Origin of the sequence: Pengzhenrongella frigida, from assembly GCF_004168625.1 — a bacterium.
Taxonomy (GTDB): domain Bacteria; phylum Actinomycetota; class Actinomycetes; order Actinomycetales; family Cellulomonadaceae; genus Pengzhenrongella; species Pengzhenrongella frigida.
Map to the genome: position 1 here is coordinate 19,077 of NZ_SDWW01000032.1, position 17,810 is coordinate 36,886.

The 17,810-nt window shown below is 72.1% G+C and carries 18 protein-coding genes and 1 pseudogene; 7 read left to right on the forward strand and 12 right to left on the reverse strand.

The window, feature by feature from the left end; genetic code table 11:
• Nucleotides 1-5 precede the first annotated feature (5 nt).
• A pseudogene (locus tag EUA98_RS20090) lies at nucleotides 6-814 on the forward strand (ABC transporter ATP-binding protein).
• A 15-nt stretch (nucleotides 815-829) separates the two neighbouring features.
• Here the strand turns inward: EUA98_RS20090 and phoH2 are convergent.
• Together phoH2 and EUA98_RS13225 are read right to left on the reverse strand one after the other, a co-directional pair.
• A complete protein-coding gene (phoH2, locus tag EUA98_RS13220) occupies nucleotides 830-2,209 on the reverse strand; it encodes an RNA 5'-3' helicase PhoH2 (protein WP_130103159.1) in 1,380 nt (459 codons plus the stop codon).
• Between the two features lie 297 nt (nucleotides 2,210-2,506).
• Entirely contained in the window at nucleotides 2,507-3,268 is a 762-nt protein-coding gene (locus EUA98_RS13225) for an isoprenyl transferase (RefSeq protein WP_130103160.1), read from the reverse strand.
• 268 nt (nucleotides 3,269-3,536) lie between these two features.
• Here EUA98_RS13225 and trhA point away from each other — a divergent pair, with 268 nt between their 5' ends.
• Nucleotides 3,537-4,250 carry a PAQR family membrane homeostasis protein TrhA gene (gene trhA / locus EUA98_RS13230; protein ID WP_130103161.1) on the forward strand — a complete coding sequence of 238 codons (714 nt, stop codon included), beginning with the start codon at nucleotides 3,537-3,539 and terminating at the stop codon, nucleotides 4,248-4,250.
• Here the strand turns inward: trhA and EUA98_RS13235 are convergent.
• Genes EUA98_RS13235 through mca form a run of 3 tightly spaced genes read right to left on the reverse strand, consistent with a single transcriptional unit; the run spans nucleotide 4,247 to nucleotide 6,320 of the window.
• Entirely contained in the window at nucleotides 4,247-5,116 is an 870-nt protein-coding gene (locus EUA98_RS13235; RefSeq protein WP_130103162.1) for a carbon-nitrogen hydrolase family protein, read from the reverse strand. The two genes, trhA and EUA98_RS13235, sit on opposite strands and share 4 nt — an antisense overlap.
• Entirely contained in the window at nucleotides 5,113-5,463 is a 351-nt protein-coding gene (locus tag EUA98_RS13240; protein ID WP_130103163.1) for a hypothetical protein, read from the reverse strand. The genes EUA98_RS13235 and EUA98_RS13240 overlap by 4 nt, the downstream gene beginning before the upstream one ends.
• A complete protein-coding gene (gene mca / locus EUA98_RS13245; RefSeq protein ID WP_130103190.1) occupies nucleotides 5,463-6,320 on the reverse strand; it encodes a mycothiol conjugate amidase Mca in 858 nt (285 codons plus the stop codon). The genes EUA98_RS13240 and mca overlap by 1 nt, the downstream gene beginning before the upstream one ends.
• 164 nt (nucleotides 6,321-6,484) lie before the next feature.
• On the opposite strand from mca, the gene EUA98_RS13250 reads away from it, so the two are divergent.
• A complete protein-coding gene (locus EUA98_RS13250; protein ID WP_130103164.1) occupies nucleotides 6,485-6,901 on the forward strand; it encodes a DUF4307 domain-containing protein in 417 nt (138 codons plus the stop codon).
• A 197-nt stretch (nucleotides 6,902-7,098) separates the two neighbouring features.
• Nucleotides 7,099-7,584 (forward strand): transcription elongation factor GreA, encoded by a 486-nt coding sequence (gene greA, locus EUA98_RS13255; protein WP_130103165.1) that lies wholly within the window; start codon nucleotides 7,099-7,101, stop codon nucleotides 7,582-7,584.
• A 149-nt stretch (nucleotides 7,585-7,733) separates the two neighbouring features.
• Here the strand turns inward: greA and ilvA are convergent, their stop codons facing one another.
• The 3 genes from ilvA to EUA98_RS13270 are packed head-to-tail and all read right to left on the reverse strand — an operon-like array spanning nucleotide 7,734 to nucleotide 11,406.
• Entirely contained in the window at nucleotides 7,734-8,966 is a 1,233-nt protein-coding gene (gene ilvA, locus EUA98_RS13260) for a threonine ammonia-lyase (RefSeq protein WP_130103191.1), read from the reverse strand.
• Between the two features lie 23 nt (nucleotides 8,967-8,989).
• Nucleotides 8,990-10,177, reverse strand: coding sequence for an AI-2E family transporter (locus tag EUA98_RS13265; RefSeq protein WP_434063496.1), 1,188 nt, complete (start codon nucleotides 10,175-10,177; stop codon nucleotides 8,990-8,992).
• Complete coding sequence (locus tag EUA98_RS13270; protein ID WP_434063497.1) at nucleotides 10,174-11,406, reverse strand: cystathionine gamma-synthase; 1,233 nt, start codon at nucleotides 11,404-11,406, stop codon at nucleotides 10,174-10,176. The genes EUA98_RS13265 and EUA98_RS13270 overlap by 4 nt, the downstream gene beginning before the upstream one ends.
• A 121-nt stretch (nucleotides 11,407-11,527) precedes the next feature.
• Between EUA98_RS13270 and msrA the strand changes: the two genes are divergently transcribed.
• The gene (gene msrA / locus EUA98_RS13275; RefSeq protein WP_130103166.1) at nucleotides 11,528-12,187 is read left to right on the forward strand and encodes a peptide-methionine (S)-S-oxide reductase MsrA; all 660 of its coding nucleotides are present in this window, start codon (nucleotides 11,528-11,530) and stop codon (nucleotides 12,185-12,187) included.
• Nucleotides 12,188-12,294: 107 nt separating this feature from the next.
• Here the strand turns inward: msrA and EUA98_RS13280 are convergent, their stop codons facing one another.
• The 4 genes from EUA98_RS13280 to EUA98_RS13295 form a co-directional block, all read right to left on the reverse strand.
• Entirely contained in the window at nucleotides 12,295-12,732 is a 438-nt protein-coding gene (locus tag EUA98_RS13280; protein ID WP_130103167.1) for a nitroreductase family deazaflavin-dependent oxidoreductase, read from the reverse strand.
• A gap of 6 nt (nucleotides 12,733-12,738) precedes the next feature.
• Entirely contained in the window at nucleotides 12,739-13,143 is a 405-nt protein-coding gene (locus EUA98_RS13285; protein ID WP_207219088.1) for an FKBP-type peptidyl-prolyl cis-trans isomerase, read from the reverse strand.
• A 62-nt stretch (nucleotides 13,144-13,205) separates the two neighbouring features.
• Complete coding sequence (locus EUA98_RS13290; RefSeq protein WP_130103169.1) at nucleotides 13,206-14,609, reverse strand: cystathionine beta-synthase; 1,404 nt, start codon at nucleotides 14,607-14,609, stop codon at nucleotides 13,206-13,208.
• Nucleotides 14,610-14,766: 157 nt separating this feature from the next.
• Entirely contained in the window at nucleotides 14,767-15,615 is an 849-nt protein-coding gene (locus EUA98_RS13295; RefSeq protein ID WP_130103170.1) for a Bax inhibitor-1/YccA family protein, read from the reverse strand.
• 295 nt (nucleotides 15,616-15,910) lie between these two features.
• On the opposite strand from EUA98_RS13295, the gene EUA98_RS13300 reads away from it, so the two are divergent.
• Both EUA98_RS13300 and EUA98_RS13305 read left to right on the forward strand, forming a co-directional pair.
• Nucleotides 15,911-16,882, forward strand: a complete 972-nt coding sequence (locus EUA98_RS13300) for an ABC transporter ATP-binding protein (RefSeq protein ID WP_130103171.1) — start codon at nucleotides 15,911-15,913, stop codon at nucleotides 16,880-16,882.
• Nucleotides 16,879-17,751, forward strand: coding sequence for an ABC transporter permease subunit (locus EUA98_RS13305; RefSeq protein WP_130103172.1), 873 nt, complete (start codon nucleotides 16,879-16,881; stop codon nucleotides 17,749-17,751). Before EUA98_RS13300 ends, EUA98_RS13305 begins: the two co-directional genes overlap by 4 nt.
• Nucleotides 17,752-17,810 lie beyond the last annotated feature (59 nt).

A 17,810-nucleotide genomic window follows, 5' to 3' on the forward strand; every position in this document is an offset into this window, starting at 1 on the left:
GCACCATCGGTACCTCACGGCTGCACGGCGACGACCTCACGCTCGCCTACGACGATCGCGTCGTCTGCGAGCACCTCGACCTGCGGATCCCCGACGGGTCGTTCACGGTCGTCGTCGGCCCCAACGCCTGCGGCAAGTCCACTGCCCTGCGCGCGCTCGCCCGGCTGCTCCGGCCGCGCGCGGGAGAGGTCTTCCTCGACGACGCACCGATCGCCTCACGCCCCGCGAAGGAGACCTCACACCGCTTGGGACTTCTTCCGCAGGCCCCCCTCGCGCCCGACGGGATCGCGGTCGTCGATCTCGTGGCCCGCGGTTCCCGCACCAGCGGCTCCTGCGGCAGTGGTCGGTCCACGACGAGGCCGCCGTGAACCGAGCGATGCATGCGACCGGCATCGACGACCTCGCAGAACGGTTGGTCGACGAGCTGTCGGGCGGCCAGCGCCAGCGCGTCTGGCTCGCGATGGTCCTCGCCCAGGACACGCCGCTGCTGCTGCTCGACGAGCCGACGACGTTCCTTGACATCGCCCACCAGATCGACGTGCTCGACCTGTGTCGCGACCTGCACGAGGCGCACGGACGCACGCTCGTCGCGGTGCTGCACGACCTGAACCACGCGGCGCGCTATGCGACGCACCTCATCGCGATGCGCGACGGGCGCGTGGTCGCCGAAGGGCCCCCCCACGACGTCGTGACCGAAGCGATGGTCGCGTCGGTGTTCGGCCTCGCCTGCCGAGTGATCGAGGACCCCGTGACCGGTGCGCCGCTCGTGCTGCCGCTCGACCGACGCCGGTCGGCAACCGCACCCGCCTCCTAGCCTGCGTCGGGGACGTCAGACTTCGATGCCCTCGAGCATCTCCGTGACCAGGGCGGCCACCGGGGAGCGCTCCGATCGGGTCAGGGTGACGTGGGCGAACAGGGGGTGACCCTTGAGCGCCTCGATCACGGCCGCGACGCCGTCGTGCCGCCCGACGCGCAGGTTGTCGCGCTGGGCGACGTCGTGGGTGAGCACCACGCGCGAGCTCTGCCCGATCCGGGAGAGCACCGTGAGCAGCACGTTCCGCTCGAGGGACTGCGCCTCGTCGACGATCACGTAGGCGTCGTGCAGCGACCGTCCCCGGATGTGGGTCAGGGGCAGCACCTCGAGCAGCTCGCGGTCCATGATCTCCTCGACGACCTCCTTGGAGACGACGGCCTCGAGGGTGTCGAAGACGGCCTGCGCCCACGGCCCCATCTTGTCCGAGGCGTCGCCCGGCAGGTATCCGAGGTCCTGGCCGCCGACGGCGTACAGCGGGCGGAAGACCATCACCTTGCGGTGCTGCCGCCGCTCGAGCACCGCCTCCAGGCCGGCGCACAGAGCGAGCGCGGACTTGCCGGTCCCGGCCCGGCCGCCGAGCGAGACGATGCCGATCTCCGGGTCGAGCAGCAGGTCGATCGCGACCCGCTGCTCGGCGCTGCGCCCGTGCAGGCCGAACACGTCCTGGTCGCCGCGGACGAGCTGTACGTGCTTGTCGGCCGTGACCCGCCCGAGGGCGGACCCGCGCGGCGAGTGCAGCACGAGTCCCGTGTGGCACAGCAGCCCGCGGGCCGAGGCCCCCTCGACCTCCGCGAGATCGATGGACTCGTGCTCCCAGGCGGTGGCCATCTGGGCCTCGGAGATGTCGAGCGCGTCCATCCCGGTCCACCCGGAGTCCACCGCGAGCTCGGCCCGGTACTCCTCGGCGCGCAGCCCGACGGCGGACGCCTTGACCCGCATGGGCAGGTCCTTCGACACGAGCGTCACGTCCCGCCCCTCGAGGGCGAGGTTCTTCGCGACGGCGAGGATCCGGTTGTCGTTCTCGCCGAGCCGGAAGCCGACGGGCAGCTGGTCGGCGCTCGTGTGGTTCAGCTCCACGTGCAGGGTGCCACCCTCGTCCCCGATGGGCAGGGGCTCGTCCAGTCGGCCGTACTCGATGCGCAGGTCGTCGAGCAGCCGCAGCGCCGACCGGGCGAAGTACCCCAGCTCGGCGTGGTGCCGCTTCGCCTCCAGCTCCGTGATCACCACGACGGGCAGGACGACGTCGTGCTCCTTGAAACGCAGGATCGCACGCGGGTCGGACAGGAGAACGGAGGTGTCGAGGACGTACGTCCTGCGGCCGGCGAGACCGTCGGCGTCGCTGCTCGCTGCGTCCGCGGTGCGGGTGGTGTCCTGGCTCGATGCGTCAGTGACCACGACGGGCTCCCTCCGGCGCCTGCGCGCCGTTCTCGCTACCTCCGACCGGCGCTGCGCCGATCGTCGGTGACTGGGTGGGGGTCGGTCGGCCGTGAGAGCCGGAACCGGCCCTCCCCCGGGAGCACGTGCTCCATGGGCTGACCTCCCGCGGGACGACAGGTGCCGTCCGTTACCGCGGGAGGTTACGCCGGGGGCGCAGCCGCCGACAGCGACACGCCAGGGCGAAACACGATGTTCATCCGGACCCACCCGGGCGGTCACCTGGGGCGCGCGCACCGCCGGGAACGGGGTGCGCGCTCAGCGCCCGAGCCGTCGCTCCCGGGCAGCGAACGCCCGCAGGGCGCGCAGGAAGTCGACCCGCCGGAAGTCCGGCCAGTAGGCCTCGCAGAAGTAGAACTCCGAGTGCGCGCTCTGCCAGAGCAGGAACCCGCCCAGGCGCTGCTCCCCGGAGGTGCGGATGACGAGCTCGGGATCCGGCTGCCCCTTGGTGTAGAGGTGGTCCGCGATCTGGTCGACGTCGAACGACTCGGCGAGGGCCTCGAGCGAGTTGCCCTGCGCGACGTGCTCGCGCAGCAGCGACCGGAAGGCCTCGGCGATCTCGTGCCGGCCGCCGTAGCCGATGGCGACGTTCACGTGCAGGCCCTGGACGTCGCGGGTGCGCTCCTCGGCGGCCCGCAGCGCCCCGGCCGCGTTCGCCGGGAGGAGCTCGAGGTCGCCCATGACCTGGATCCGCCAGCGACCGGTGTCGGCGAGGTGGCACACCGCGTCGGTGATGATCTCCACGAGCTCGGCGAGCTCGTCCGGGTTGCGTCCGAGGTTGTCGGTCGAGAGCATCCACAGCGTGACGACCTCGACCCCGACCTCCTCGGACCAGGCGAGCAGCTCGGTGATCTTGTCGGCGCCGCGCTTGTGGCCGGTCGAGGCCGGCTCCCCGAAGGACTTCGCCCAGCGCCGGTTCCCGTCCAGGATGACCCCGACGTGCCGCGGGATCGCGTCCTTCGGTAGCGAGGCCGCCAGACGTCGCTCGTACAACCCGTAGAGCGGATGGGGCAGGCGCACGCGAGGGACCTTCCGGCGGGGGGAAACGTGTGAGGTCACGCTACCGCGCACCGGGGCCCCCGCCTCGCTCCCCGGTCCGCGCCGAGCGGTGCCCGGGCGCGTCCCGACCGCGCGTGCCGGCCACCGGAGACCAAGGACCAGCCGAGCGCCGCGGCGGCCGTGTCGGTCCTCCCGGACACGTACCTACGGTGCAGTAACCTACGAAGGCGTAAGGGAGAGATCCGCGAGGATGCTTGCAGGACCCGCAGACCGAAGGAGCCGATCGAAGATGGCACGCAGTCGAACCGCAGGCGAGGGCGCAACCGTCGGGGACGCGCTGCGCAGCGGCGCCACCCAGATGGCCGACGCCGTCAAGCCGCGGCTGCGCGGCTGGATCCATGCGGGGATGTTCCCGCTGGTCGTGGCGGCCGGGATCGTGCTCGTCGTGCTGTCCCCCACCGCGCCCGCCAAGATCTCCACCGCGGTGTTCGCGGCCTCGTCGGTGCTCCTGTTCGGGGTGAGCGCCGTGTACCACCTGGGCACCTGGTCCCCGCGCGTCACCGCTGTGCTGCGGCGCATGGACCACTCGAACATCTTCCTCATCATCGCGGGGACCGGCACGCCGCTCGCCGTCATCCTGCTGCCGCCCGCCACCGCGCAGGTGATGCTCTGGGTCATCTGGACCGGTGCCGTGCTCGGGCTGCTCGGCCGGGTGATCTGGCTCGGTGCGCCGCGCTGGGTCTACACGCCGGTGTACGTCGCGCTCGGGCTCGTGAACCTGTTCTTCCTCCCCGACTTCTGGCGCGAGGGCGGGCCGGCGATCGTCTGGCTCATCGTCGCCGGCGGCGCCGCGTACATCGCCGGCGCCGTCGTCTACGCGCTCAAGCGCCCCAACCCGAGCCCGCGGTGGTTCGGGTTCCACGAGGTGTTCCACGCGCTCACCGTGGTCGGTTTCACCTGCAACTACGTGGCCGTGTCGATCGCGTCGTACGGCTCGGCCTAGGCCTCGCGGGGCACGACGGCGTAGCGCCGGTTCGCCAGCGACGGGTTCCGTTCGCGCACGGCAGCCAGGGCGATCGGGTCGAGGTCGGTCGTCCCCGCCCCCGGCACCGCCCCGAGCTCGAGCCGGACGTCGCCGTCCGGTCCGACCACGAGCGAGCGGCCGATCACCCCTCGCCCCGCCTGCCCGACGGCGACCACCACGGACGTGTTCTCGATCGCCCGGGCCACGGCCAGGGCCCGCCAGTGCTCCGGCTTGCGCGGTCCGGCGGCCCAGGCCGCGGGCACCACGAGCACCTGCGCGCCGGCGTCCACCAGGCGCCGGGCCATCTCGGGGAAGCGCAGGTCATAGCAGGTCATGATCCCGAAGCTCAGGCCCGCGACGTCGAGCACGACGGGCGGGGTGTCCGGCGACCCCGGTTCGAGGCGGTCGGACTCGCGCTGACCGAACGCGTCGTAGAGGTGGACCTTGCGGTACACCCCGACGAGCGACCCGGTCCCGTCGACCGCCACGACCGCGTTGACGGCCCGGTCCGCGCTCGCGCCGGGCAGGGTGGTACCCGCGATCACGGCCACGCCGGTGGCCGCGGCCCGGTCGCGCAGCGCCTGGACGAACGGGCCGGACAGCGGTTCGGCATCCTGCGCCCCGGGGCCGCGCGGGTCGAGGCCGGAGGCGTACTCGGGCAGGACCAGCAGGTCGGAGCCGGCGGCGGCGGCGGCGTCCACGGCAGCGACGGCCTGACGCAGGTTCGCCGCATGGTCGGCCCCGACCGCGACCTGCCCGAGCGTCACCCGGACGGCGGGCCGCAGCGGCCGGGCGGGCAACGGCAGGACACCGGGACGGTCAGCTCCGGGCAGCGACCCGGTCATCGATCGGCGCCGTCCGAGGCGTCGTCGTCGCGCACCACCCCCGGCGCCGTCGTGGCCGCGCTCGCCGCGGCGGCTTCCTCGGCATCGATCTGGGCCTGCTTGCGGTTGACCTTGCGCAGCTTGGACGTCAGCGACAGGAACAGGCCGATGCAGGCCAGGGCGATGAGGAACACCGGCAGGAAGCCGATCAGTCCGGGCGAGACGTCGCCGGGCTCGAGATCGCCGGTCCGGCCGGGGCTCGGGGACGGCGTCGCGGCGCTCGTCGACGTGGACAGGGCCCCCGAGAGCGGCCCGGAGTCCCACCCCGAGAGGTCCAGCGCGGGACGGTCGAACGGGACGGTGGTCATCACGAGCCTTCCGGACGGATTCCGGCGAACAGGTCGTCCTCCGGCAAGGTGGTGGGCACGTGGGACACGGCCAGCTCGAAGTCCTCGAACGGCCAGGTCTCGGCCTCGATCGCGCGGGGGATCGCGAAGAAGAAGCCGTCCGGGTCGATCTGGGTCGCATGGGCGCGCAACGCGTCGTCCCGCGCGGGGAACCAGTCGGCGCACGCGATCCGCGTGGTCACCGAGCGTTCGGGGATCTCGCGCGCCTGCCGGGACTCGATCCACTCACCGAACGGCGACTCCCGGTCGGCCGCGACCAGTGCCTCGTGCATGGCGCGCATCCGCACCATGGAGAAGCCGTGGTTGAAGTAGAGCTTGAGCGGCTGCCACGGCTCGCCCAGCCCGCGGTAGCGCTCGGGGTCGCCCGCGGTCTCGAACGCCTCGACCGAGACCCGGTGGCACATGATGTGGTCCGGGTGCGGGTAGCCCCCGCTCGGGTCGTAGGTCGTCACCACGTGCGGGCGGAACTCGCGGATGAGCTGCACGAGCGGGGCGGCGGCCTCCTCGAGCGGGGTCATTGCGAAGCACCCTTCGGGGAGCGGCGGCAGCGGGTCCCCCTCGGGCAGCCCCGAGTCCACGAAGCCGAGCCAGCGCTGGCGCACCCCCAGGGCCCGGGCGGCGCTCGCCATCTCGGCGCGCCGGATCTCGCGCATCGCCTCGATCCCGCCCTCGACCGGCGGGTAGGACGGGTTGAGCAGGTCGCCGCGCTCGCCGCCCGTGCAGGTCGCCACGAGCACGTCGACGCCCTCGGCGACATAGCGGGCGGTGGTCGCCGCCCCCTTGCTCGACTCGTCGTCGGGATGGGCATGTACCGCCATGAGTCGAAGTCGATCTGTTGCCACCGAGATCCTCCTGCGTCAGTCGCCACATCTTTCGGTGCCGGGTCGAGAGACAATGTTCTCGCACCCCGGCGACGTTCTCGCACCCCAGCGACCCGACGCGCCAGATCGTCGTGCGCGCGCCGCCTGACGGAAGGACACCCATGAGCGAGTCGACCACCCAGCACCTCCCCGCGCGGCGGTACGGGCCGGAACCGACGGCGCGCCGCAAGCGCTCGATCGTCGTCGGCCTCGCGGTCGGCGGCGCCGTGGCGACGGCGCTGGGGATCTGGATCGGGATCGGGGTGCTCCAGGACCCGGTGCAGTGGAAGGACGTCGGCTTCTCGGTCGAGGGGCCGGAGCGGATCGATGTGACCTTCGACGTGATCAAGGACCCGGCGGCGACCGCCGAGTGCACGGTGCACGCGCTCAACCAGGGCTTCGCCGAGGTCGGGCTGGCCCGGGTCACGGTCGGCCCGGGAACGACCCGCATCCACCGCGAGACCGTCCCGGTGGCCACCCAGGAGCTCGCGGTGACCGGCCTCGTCGAGACGTGCGCGATCGTCGCCGACGCCGACTGATGGGCCGTTCGGAGGCGCTGACCAGCGCCGAAAGGCATCCGGTTGCTAGACTGAGCGATTCACACGCTGCCCCCGGCTCGGCGTGGCCTTAGGTCGACGCAGTCGGGAGAGTCCAAGCGTGGTCACTGGCGTATCCAATTCCACGGGTGCGTCCCGTGCCGACAGATGCGCGCTATTGAAGCAAGGAAGGAGCGATCGTGACCGAGACTGCCGCCGTCACATGGCTGACCCAGGAGGCCTACGACCGGCTCAAGGCCGAGCTCGACCAGCTGTCCGGGCCGGGCCGCACCGACATCACCGGGAAGATTGCCTCGGCCCGCGACGAGGGTGACCTCAAGGAGAACGGCGGCTACCACGCCGCCCGCGAGGAGCAGGCCAAGATGGAGGCCCGCATCCGCGAGCTCACCGCGAAGCTGCGCCACGTCGAGATCGGCACCCCGCCCGACGACGGCGTCGTCGAGCAGGGCATGGTCGTCACCGCCGTGGTGGCGGGCGACGAGATGACGTTCCTGCTCGGCTCGCGCGAGATCGCCGGGTCGACGCAGATCGACGTGTACTCCCCGACGTCCCCGCTCGGCGCCGCGATCAGCGGGAGCAAGGTCGGCGACAAGGTGAGCTACGAGACGCCGAACGGCAAGCAGGTCCAGGTCGAGATCCTGGCCGCCAAGCCCTTCCAGCCCTGACCCCACCCGCCCAGCCTCAGGCACGTCGCGAGGCGGGCGGCCGGCGAGGTCGACCGACAGCGAAGTCGACGAACCGGGAGAAGTGGTCGCCCTGACCCTCGGTCAGGCAGCCACTCCTCCCGGTTCGTCGCTGTCTGGGCGGCGGGCGGTCAGCCGGGGACGATGCGGAAGCCGGCCGCGCTGAGCTGGTCGAGCACCTGGGCGCAGTGGTCCGGGCCCTTGGTCTCGAGCTGGACGTCGATCTCGACCTCGGCGATCGCGAGGTCCCCACGCGTGCGCACGTGCCCGATGTGCATGACGTTGCCCCCGCTGGCGGCCAGCTGCGCGAGCAGAGCGGCGAGCGATCCGGGCCGATCGTCGATCCGCACCCGGAACTGCAGGTAGCGCCCCGCCGACGCGAGCCCGTGGCGCAGCACGCGCAGCAGCACGAGCGGGTCGATGTTCCCGCCGGACAGGACCGCGACCGCGGGCCCCTCGAACTCGCCCGGATCGGCCATCAGGGCCGCGACCGCAGCGGCACCCGACGGCTCGACGAGGAGCTTGCCGCGCTCGGCCACGAGCAGCAGCGCCCGGGAGATGCCCTCCTCGCTGACGGTCCGGACCTCGACGCCCGCCTGCTGCAGCAGCGTGAACGGCACCAGGCCGGGCGTGCCGACCGCGATCCCGTCCGCCATCGTCGCGAGCCGGGCCGCGGTGACCGGGTGACCGGCCGCCAGCGAGTCCGGGTACGACGCCGCGTTGGCCGCCTGCACGCCGACGACGCGCACGTCGGGCCGCAGGGCGCGGACCGCGGTCGCGATGCCCGCAGCCAGGCCACCGCCGCCGATCGGCACGAGGATCGTCTTGACGTCGGGGACCTGCTCGAGGATCTCGAGACCGACGGTTCCCTGGCCCGCGACGATGTCGACGTGGTCGAACGGGTGGATCAGCACCGCGCCGGTCCGCTCCGCGTCGGCGCGCGCGGCGACGAGGGCCTCGTCGACCGAGGTACCCACGAGGCGGACCTCGGCACCGTAGTCCCGGGTGGCGGCGATCTTCGGCAGCGCGGCGTCGGTCGGCATGTACACGACGGCGTCGATCCCGAGCAGCTGGGCCGCGAGCGCCACGCCCTGCGCGTGGTTGCCGGCGCTGGCCGCCACCACTCCACGGGCCTGCTCGGCCGCGGACAGTCGCGCCATCCGCACGTAGGCGCCGCGGATCTTGAACGAGCCCGCGCGTTGGAGGTTCTCGCACTTGAACACGACCCGGGTGCCGGCCAGGGCCGAGAGCCCGCGGCTCTCCTCCACCGGGGTACGGGTCGCGACGCCGTCGAGCAGGCGAGCCGCGGCCTGGATGTCGGCCAGGGTGACCCCCGGGGCGTCGGGCGATGCTGCGAGGGCCACCTGAGCCGGCTCGCCGTGCGCGGTCACGCCACGGACCGGGTCGGGACGAACGGGTCGGTCCCGAGCTCGGGGTACTTGTCGTGCCCGTTGAGGTACAGGAGCACCGTGTTGACCACCGCCGCGATCGGCACGGCGAACAGCGCGCCGACGATGCCCGCCGCCAGGGTGCCCGCGGCGACGGCGAGCAGCACCGCGACCGGGTGCAACGAGACCGCGTGCCCCATCAGCAGGGGCTGCAGCAGGTGCCCCTCGATCTGCTGCACCAGCAGCACGACGGCGAACATGGCGAGCGCGATCACCGGACCGTGCGCCACCAGGGCGACCAGGACCGCAACCGAGCCGGACACCAGCGCACCGACGATCGGGATGAACGAGCCGAGGAAGACGAGCGTCGCGAGCGGCAGCGCGAGCGGGACCTGCAGGATCGCGGCGCCGATCCCGATGCCGACGGCGTCCACCAGCGCCACCAGGATCTGCGTGCGGGTGTACGCGCCCAGCGCGACCAGGCCCCGACGGCCGGCCTCGTGCGTGCGCTCACGTGCCGACTTCGGCAGCAGCCCGATCAGCCACGACCAGATCTGCCGCCCGTCGATCAGGAAGAACAGGGTGCAGAACAGGGTGATGAGCGCACCGGCACCGACATGTCCGAGCGTGGTCGTCACCGACAGCGCACCCGAGAGCAGCGACGAGGCGTTGTCGCTCACCGACGTCGAGATCTGGTCGCGGTACACCTCGATCTGTTCGGCGCTGATCTGCAGCGGCCCGGTCGACAGCCAGCTGACCAGCGTGTCGATGCCGGCGGAGGCCTGGTCCGCGAGGTCGGCGAAGCCGTTGGCGATCGAGCTGCCCGCGAGGGTGAGCAGACCGCCGACCACCACGAGCAGCCCGACCACGGACGTGGCGGACGCCGCGACCCGCGAGAACCGCACGCGCCGGCGCAGCCACCTCGCCACCGGCGCCAGGAGCACGCTGAGCAGCAGCGCGACCGTGACCGAGACCGCGATGACCTTGAAGAACGCGAGCAGCCACAGCCCGGCCGCGGTCGCCGCCGCGATCAGGAGCAGCCGCCACGACCAGGCCGCCGACAGCTGCACGGACCTCGGGAGCGCAGCGTCCAGCGGGTTCGGGCTCGGGCTCGGGCTCGTCTCCGGCACCGGCACCGGCACGGCAGCGTCCACGGTCGGGTTCGAGGTGGGGTCCGACGGCGTCACGCGAGGGCCTGGGTCAGGTCGGCGATCAGGTCGGCGACGTCCTCGATCCCGACCGAGAGCCGGATCAGGTCCGCCGGCACCTCGAGGGCGGTCCCGACCAGCGCGCCATGGGTCATCTGCCCGGGGAGCTCGATCAGCGACTCGACGCCGCCGAGCGACTCGGCGAGCGTGAACACGTGCGTGCGTGCGCACACCGCGAGCGAGGTCTCGACATCGCCGGTGCGGAACGAGATCATGCCGCCGAAACCGCTCATCTGCGCCGCAGCGACCTCGTGCCCGGGGTGCGAGGCGAGCCCGGGGTAGATCACCTCGGTGACCTTGTCGTGCCCCTCGAGGAACGCCGCGACCGCGGCGGCGTTCGCGCAGTGCCGGTCCATGCGGACCGCCAGCGTCTTGAGGCCGCGCAGGGTGAGCCAGGAGTCGAACGGGCCGGCGACCGCGCCCGAGGCGTTCTGCTGGAACGCGACCGCGTCGGCGAGCGCCGTCGTGCCGGTCGGCCCGTCCAGCCCGATCGGCAGCTGCGCGCCGTCGGCCACCACGAGGGCCCCGCCGACGACGTCGCTGTGGCCGCCGATGTACTTGGTCGTCGAGTGCACGACGACGTCCGCCCCGAGCGCCAGCGGCTGCTGCAGGTAGGGCGTGGCGAAGGTGTTGTCGACGACGAGCAGCGCGCCGGCCGCACGGCACATCGCGGCGATCGCCGCGATGTCGCTGACCCCGAGCAGCGGGTTGGTCGGCGTCTCGACCCAGACCGCCTTCGTGCGACCGGGCTCGATGGCCGCGAGCACCGCGTCGAGGTCGGTGAGGTCGACGGGCGTGTGGTCGATGCCCCAGGGCCCGAACACCCGCGCGATCAGGCGGTAGGTGCCGCCGTAGGCGTCGTTGCCCATCACGACGTGGTCGCCGGGACGCAGCACCGCGCGCAGCAGGGTGTCCTCGGCCGCGAGACCCGAGGCGAACGCGTAGCCGTGCGCGCCACCCTCGACGGCCGCGAGGGCCTCCTCGAGCGCGGCCCGGGTCGGGTTGCCGGAGCGCGAGTACTCGTACCCGCCGCGCAGCCCCCCGACGCCGTCCTGCTTGAACGTGGACACCTGGAAGATCGGGGTCACCACCGCGCCCGTGGCGGCGTCCGGATCCTGTCCGGCGTGGATCGCGCGGGTCGCGAAACCTGCGGTGGTCCAGTCGGGCTCAGGCGGCAGGTGCTGGGGCGAGGTGGTCACGGGAGCCAGGCTACGCGGACGGGCAGACGGGAACACCCGTCGGGTCTGCGCGCGTTGCACCGGTCGAGCGGAACGCTCACGCGCCGGAGGCTGCAGCGGGCGCGTTGGTGTTGGACGGAAGGTGACGCACATGTTCGGATCGATGCTCAAGACGACGATGGTGGCCCCCGAGCGCGCGCTGCGCGGTCGGGACGGGTACGCGTACGAGATCCCGGCGACGCACGCCGTGCTGGGCACGTCGCTGCAGGGTCCATGGCCGGCCGGGACCGCCCAGCTGTTCCTTGCGATGGGGTGCTTCTGGGGCGCCGAGAAGGCGATGTGGCAGCTCCCGGGCGTGGTGACGACCGCCGTCGGGTACCAGGGCGGGTTCACGCCGTTCCCGACCTACGAGGAGGTCTGCACCGGCCAGACCGGGCACACCGAGGCGGTGATGGTCGCGTACGACCCGGCCGTGCTCTCGCACGAGGACCTGATCCGCGCGTTCTGGACGTCGCACGACCCGACGCAGGGCTTCCGGCAGGGCAACGACTCGGGGACGCAGTACCGGTCCGCGCTGTACGTGACGCCCGAGCAGGAGGCCGCCGTCGAGGCGACCCGCGCCGCGTACCAGGTGGAGCTGACCCGCGCGGGCTTCCGCGCGATCACGACCGAGATCCGCCCGGCGGCCGAGGCGGGGACGTTCTACTACGCCGAGGAGTACCACCAGCAGTACCTCGCGAAGAACCCGAACGGCTACTGCGGGCTGGGTGGCACCGGGGTGTCATGCCCGATCGGGCTCACGAAGAGCTGAGCCCGCCGCCGACGGCAGCGGATGCCGCCGTCGGGCAGCGGTAGCAGTGAGATCGTGCTTTCGCGCTGAGGTAGTCCTTCACGAAGGACTACCTCAGCGCAGAAGGACTACTTCGGCCCGGGATCGCGCGGTTCGCAGACCACGACCGGGATCGGCCGGGTGGTCTTGGTCTGGTAGCCGGCGTAGCCGGGGTTGTTCGCCACCGCCGCGGCCCACAGCTCGACCCGCTCGTCGCCCTCGGCGGTGCGCGCACGCATCGGTCGGGGCACGGCGCCGCGCTGGACGACCACGTCGGGGTGGGCCACCAGGTTGCGGTACCACCCGGGATCGCGATCCGCGCCGCCGGCCGAGGCGATCAGGACGAGCTTGTCACCCACCACCGTCACCGCGAGCGGCGTGGTGCGCGCATGGCCGGTGGTGCGCCCGGTGGTGGTGAACAGGACCTGCTCGAGGTGCCCGAGCCGGCCGCCGACCCGCCCGCCGGTCCACCGGAACACGAGCCCGTGCAACCGGATGACGAGCAGGGCGGCTCGGCTGATCGCCATCTCAGGTCAGTTCACGCCGACGATGTCGACGACGAACACGAGGGTGTCGGTGCCCTTGATCCCGGCGGCGGGCATGCCGCGGGGGCCGTAGCCGAGGTGCGGCGGGATCGACAGGAGCAGGCGGGAGCCGATCTGCCGGCCGACGAGGCCCTCGTCCCAGCCCGCGATGACGGCGCCCAGGCCGATCGGGAAGCTGATCGGGGTGCCGCGGTCGTAGGAGTTGTCGAAGATCGCCCCGCCCCACGTCTGACCGAGGTAGTTCACGACGAGGTCGTCGCCGGCCACGACCATCTCGCCGTCACCCGGCTCGAGCACGACGACCTGGAGGTCGGCCGGCGCGGCGACGTCGGGGAAGGTGAGCGTGGGCTTGTCGCCGAACGTTCCGGTGGCCACGGGCAGCTGAACAGTCACAGGTACATCTCCTTGAGTCGGTGAAGCGATCATCTTCCCCGGGACCTGCCCGGGGCTGGGGGTCAGCGGGTCAGGTAGCCCAGCAGGTCGGAGCGGGTCAGGACGCCGACGGGGTTGCCGTCGTCGACCACGAGGAGCGCGTCGCACTCGGCCAGCGCCTTGCGGGCGGTCTCGACGCTCTCACCGGTGCCGATGAGCGGCAGCGGCGCGGACATGTGCTTGTCGACCCGGTCCGCCAGCGCCGCAGCCCCGGAGAACACCGCATCGGTCAGGGTGCGCTCGCTGACCGAGCCCGCCACCTCCCCGAGCATCACCGGGGGCTCGGCCTTGACGACGGGCATCTGCGAGACGCCGTACTTCTGCAGGATCTCGATCGCGTCGCGGACCGTCTCGGTCGGGTGCGTGTGCACCAGCTCGGGCAGGTCGCCGGACTTGGTGCGGAGCACGTCCGCGACGCTGGCCCCCTCGCCGCCGCTGAGGAAGCCGTAGGACCGCATCCACGGGTCGCTGAAGATCTTCGACAGGTAGCCGCGACCGCCGTCGGGCAGCAGGACGACGACGACCGGGGCCGGCCCGCCGGGGTTCTCTGCGCGGGCTGTCTCGAGCCGCGCGGCCAGCCGCAGCGCGGCGACCACCGCCATCCCGGACGAGCCGCCCACGAGCAGCCCCTCCTCCCGGGCGAGCCGGCGGGTCATGGCGAACGAGTCGGCGTCGGAGACGGCGATGATCTCGTCGGGCACGGTCGGGTCGTAGGCGGTCGGCCAGAAGTCCTCGCCGACGCCCTCGACGAGGTACGGGCGTCCGTCCCCGCCCGAGTACACGGACCCCTCGGGGTCGGCGCCGACCACGACGACGCCGCCGTCGGCCCGGGCGGCGCTCGCGTCCTTGAGGAACCGGCCCGTACCGGTGATCGTGCCGCCGGTGCCGACCCCCGCGACGAAGTGCGTGATGCGCCCGTCGGTGTCGGCCCAGATCTCGGGCCCGGTGGTCTCGTAGTGGCTCGCGGGACCGTTCGGGTTCGCGTACTGGTTCGGCTTCCACGCCCCCGGGATCTCGCGGCTGAGGCGGTCGGAGACCGAGTAGTACGAGTCCGGGTGGTCCGGCGCGACGGCGGTCGGGGTCACGAGGACCTCGGCGCCGTAGGCCGTGAGCACGTCACGCTTGTCCTGGGACACCTTGTCGGGGCACACGAACACGCACCGGTAGCCCTTGCGCTGGGCCACGAGCGCGAGCCCGACCCCGGTGTTGCCGCTCGTGGGCTCGACGATGGTGCCGCCCGGGAGCAGCGCGCCGCTGGCCTCGGCCGCCTCGACCATCTTCAGCGCGATCCGGTCCTTGACCGACCCGCCGGGGTTGAGGTACTCGACCTTCACCAGGACGGTCGCCGACAGCCCGCGGGTCACGGACGTGAGCCGGACGAGGGGGGTGTTCCCGACGAGCTCGGTGATGTGCTGGGCGTACTTCATCGCGTGAGGACTTTCGAATCGGGGCGGCCGGGACGGGAACGTGCGGCGGCTCGATGCTACCGGCGCGGCTGCCCGCGCCCCCGGACCGCCCTGAACGGCCGAGCGCCGACGCCCTCTCGGACGTCAGCGCTCGGGTGGTGCGGGTCGTGCGAACCGGTCAGTTCCGCAGGATCGCGATCAGGCGGAGGAACTCGAGGTACATCCACACGAGCGTGACGATGAGGCCGAAGGCCGCGGTCCAGGCGAACTTCGCCGCCACGCCCTGCTCGACGCCGCGCTTGATCGAGTCGAAGTCCATGATCAGCATGGCTGCGGCCAGGCCGACGGCGAACAGCCCGACGACGATGCCCAGGCCGCCGCTGCGCAGCGGGCCGAACTCCCCGCCACCGACGTTGAAGACCATGAGCAGCACGTTGACCAGCGAGAACACGAGGTAGCCGACCATCGCGACCAGCAGCCACTTGGTGAACTTGGGCGTGACGCGCACCTTGCCGGAGCGGAACAGCACGAGGCAGGCGGCGAACGTCGACATGGTCGCGAGGACGGCCTGCACCACGATGCCGGGCCACTGGGCCTCGAAGTACCAGGAGATCCCTCCGAGGAAGACGCCCTCGGCCGCGCCGTACAGCATGATCAGCGCGGGGCTCGGGCTCTTCTTGAACGAGTTGACCATGCCGAGCACGAAGCCGATGAGCGCGCCGCCGATGGCGAGCGGCATCCGAGCCGCCTCGGGCGCCACGACCCAGGTGACGGCAGCGAACGCCACGACGATGGTGAGCAGGAAGCCGCTCTTCATGATCACGTCGTCGTACGTCATCCGGCCGGTCTGCACGGAGGTGGCCGACGGCGCGTTGTACATCTGGTCCAACGACGCGGCGTTGTAGCCGGCGGTCGCGGTCGCGTTGCCCTGCAGCACCGTGCCGGACTGCTGGCCGGCCTGGTTCGGCTTTCCTGCCTTCTTCGGGTCGCGGAAGATCGCGTTGTTCTCGAAGACGGGGTTGCTCATCAATTCCTCCTGGTCATGCGCTGCCCGCTCCGCAGCTGCGGAGGATCGGTGCAAGGCCTCTGGCCGTTTCTTACTCTACGCAACGCACCGTCCGCGGATCTCGTTCCCGACCCGGCGATCTCACCGGCGATCCACAGCCTCATCCCGAGGACCCGCGCATCCTCCTTGCGGCGTACAGGCGGTCCACAGACAGATCACTCCCCCGGGGGGCTCGCCGCGGTGGGCGCACGCCGTAGCGTCGCTCCTGGCGGCCTGTTGCGACTGCGCCACTCCCGAATCCGAAGGACTCCTCACCATGATCGAGGCCCACGGCCTGACCAAGCGATACGGAAGCAAGACGGCGGTGGACGACGTCTCGTTCACCGTCCACCCGGGCAAAGTCACCGGCTTCCTCGGCCCGAACGGCGCCGGGAAGTCCACCACGATGCGGATGATCGTCGGTCTGGACCGCCCCACGCACGGCACGGTGACCGTCAACGGCCGCCCGTACGCCCAGCACCGCGACCCGCTGCGCCAGGTCGGCGCCCTGCTCGACGCCAAGGCCATCCACACCGGCCGCAGCGCGTACAACCACCTGCTCGCGATGGGCGCCACCCACGGCATCGGCAAGACCCGCATCCGCGAGGTCATCGAGATGACCGGGCTGGAGTCCGTCGCCAAGAAGCGGGTCGGCGGGTTCTCGCTCGGCATGGGCCAGCGGCTCGGGATCGCGTCGGCGCTGCTCGGCGACCCGCGCACCCTGATCCTCGACGAGCCGGTGAACGGTCTCGACCCCGAGGGCGTCGTCTGGGTCCGCAACCTGGTGCGCTACCTCGCGAGCGAGGGCCGCACCGTGTTCCTGTCCTCGCACCTCATGAGCGAGATGGCCCTCACGGCCGACCACATCATCGTCGTCGGGCGCGGCCGCGTGCTGGCCGACGCCACGACGGCCGACATCGTCGCCCGCGCAGCCGGCACCACGGTGCGCGTGCGCAGCCCGCAGGCCTCCCGGCTGGTCGAGCTGCTCGCAGGCCCCGGCGTGTCGTTCACGTCCACCGCCCCGCAGGCCGTCGAGATCACCGGCAGCACGGCCGAGGCGATCGGCGAGGCCGCTGCGGCCGCACAGCTCGTGCTGCACGAGCTCACCCCGGTGAACGGCTCCCTCGAGGACGCGTACATGTCCCTGACGCAGGACTCGGTCGAGTACCACTCCGGCGAGCCCGGCCCGCACACCGACCACGCCGGCGCGCACACCGCGCCCGCCACCCAGGAAGGCGCACACCGATGAGCACCGAGACCCTCACCTCCGCCACGGACACGCCCCTGGGCACGGCCTCGACCGGCCGCATCCACCTCACCTTCCCGCGCGTGGTGCGCTCCGAGTGGATCAAGTTCCGCACGCTGCGCTCGACGGTCTGGACGCTCGCCACGACCATCGTGCTGATGGTCGGCATCTCGCTGCTGTTCGCGTGGGGCGTGACCAGCAGCACCGGCGCGGGCGGCAACCCGGAGGACTTCGGCGGCCTGACCGGCGCCAACGTCGTGACCGGCGGGTACTACTTCGGCCAGCTCACGCTGGCAGTTCTCGGCGTCCTGGTGATCAGTGGCGAGTACTCGACCGGCATGATCCGCTCGACGCTCGCGGCCGTGCCGACCCGGCTGCCCGCACTGTGGGCCAAGGCCCTCGTGCTCGGCGTCACCTCGTTCGTCGTGAGCAGCATCGCGATCGGGCTCTCGTACGTGGCGACCCGGGCGATGCTCGACCCGATCGACCTGGCGACCGACCTGGGCGACCCGGAGCAGATCCGGATCCTGCTCGGCACGGCGCTGTACCTGACCGCCATCGCCCTGCTCGCGTTCGCGTTCGGTGCACTGCTGCGGCACTCCGCAGCGGCCCTGGCCGCGGTGCTCGGCCTCCTGCTGGTCGTGGAGAACGTCTTCCTGCTCATCCCGCTGACGTTCTTCGAGAAGATCAGCCCGTTCCTGCCGTCCACGGCGGGCAGCCAGCTGATGATGCCGCAGGCACAGATCGACCTGATGGCACAGAGCGCCACCGGCGCGGTCCTCACCCCGTGGGAGGGCTTCGCGGTCCTGGCCGCCTGGGTGGTCGTGCTGCTCGGGGTGGCAGCGGTCCTCCTCAAGCGCCGCAACGCCTGACCGGACCGGCCCACCGCCAGCCCGCCTGCGAACCCGCCGATCCGCCGGGTCCGCAGGCG

Excerpts from the sequence above, each read along its gene's own strand:
- EUA98_RS13240 (WP_130103163.1), bottom strand. The coding sequence starts at position 5,463 with ATGACCACCGTCCCGTTCGACCGTCCCGCGCTGGACCTCTCGGGGTGG.
- msrA (WP_130103166.1), top strand. The coding sequence starts at position 11,528 with ATGTTCGGATCGATGCTCAAGACGACGATGGTGGCCCCCGAGCGCGCG.
- trhA (WP_130103161.1), top strand. The coding sequence starts at position 3,537 with ATGGCACGCAGTCGAACCGCAGGCGAGGGCGCAACCGTCGGGGACGCG.
- mca (WP_130103190.1), bottom strand. The coding sequence starts at position 6,320 with ATGGCGGTACATGCCCATCCCGACGACGAGTCGAGCAAGGGGGCGGCG.
- EUA98_RS13300 (WP_130103171.1), top strand. The coding sequence starts at position 15,911 with ATGATCGAGGCCCACGGCCTGACCAAGCGATACGGAAGCAAGACGGCG.
- EUA98_RS13290 (WP_130103169.1), bottom strand. The coding sequence starts at position 14,609 with ATGAAGTACGCCCAGCACATCACCGAGCTCGTCGGGAACACCCCCCTC.
- EUA98_RS13235 (WP_130103162.1), bottom strand. The coding sequence starts at position 5,116 with ATGACCGGGTCGCTGCCCGGAGCTGACCGTCCCGGTGTCCTGCCGTTG.
- EUA98_RS13250 (WP_130103164.1), top strand. The coding sequence starts at position 6,485 with ATGAGCGAGTCGACCACCCAGCACCTCCCCGCGCGGCGGTACGGGCCG.
- EUA98_RS13280 (WP_130103167.1), bottom strand. The coding sequence starts at position 12,732 with ATGGCGATCAGCCGAGCCGCCCTGCTCGTCATCCGGTTGCACGGGCTC.
- EUA98_RS13295 (WP_130103170.1), bottom strand. The coding sequence starts at position 15,615 with ATGAGCAACCCCGTCTTCGAGAACAACGCGATCTTCCGCGACCCGAAG.
- EUA98_RS13305 (WP_130103172.1), top strand. The coding sequence starts at position 16,879 with ATGAGCACCGAGACCCTCACCTCCGCCACGGACACGCCCCTGGGCACG.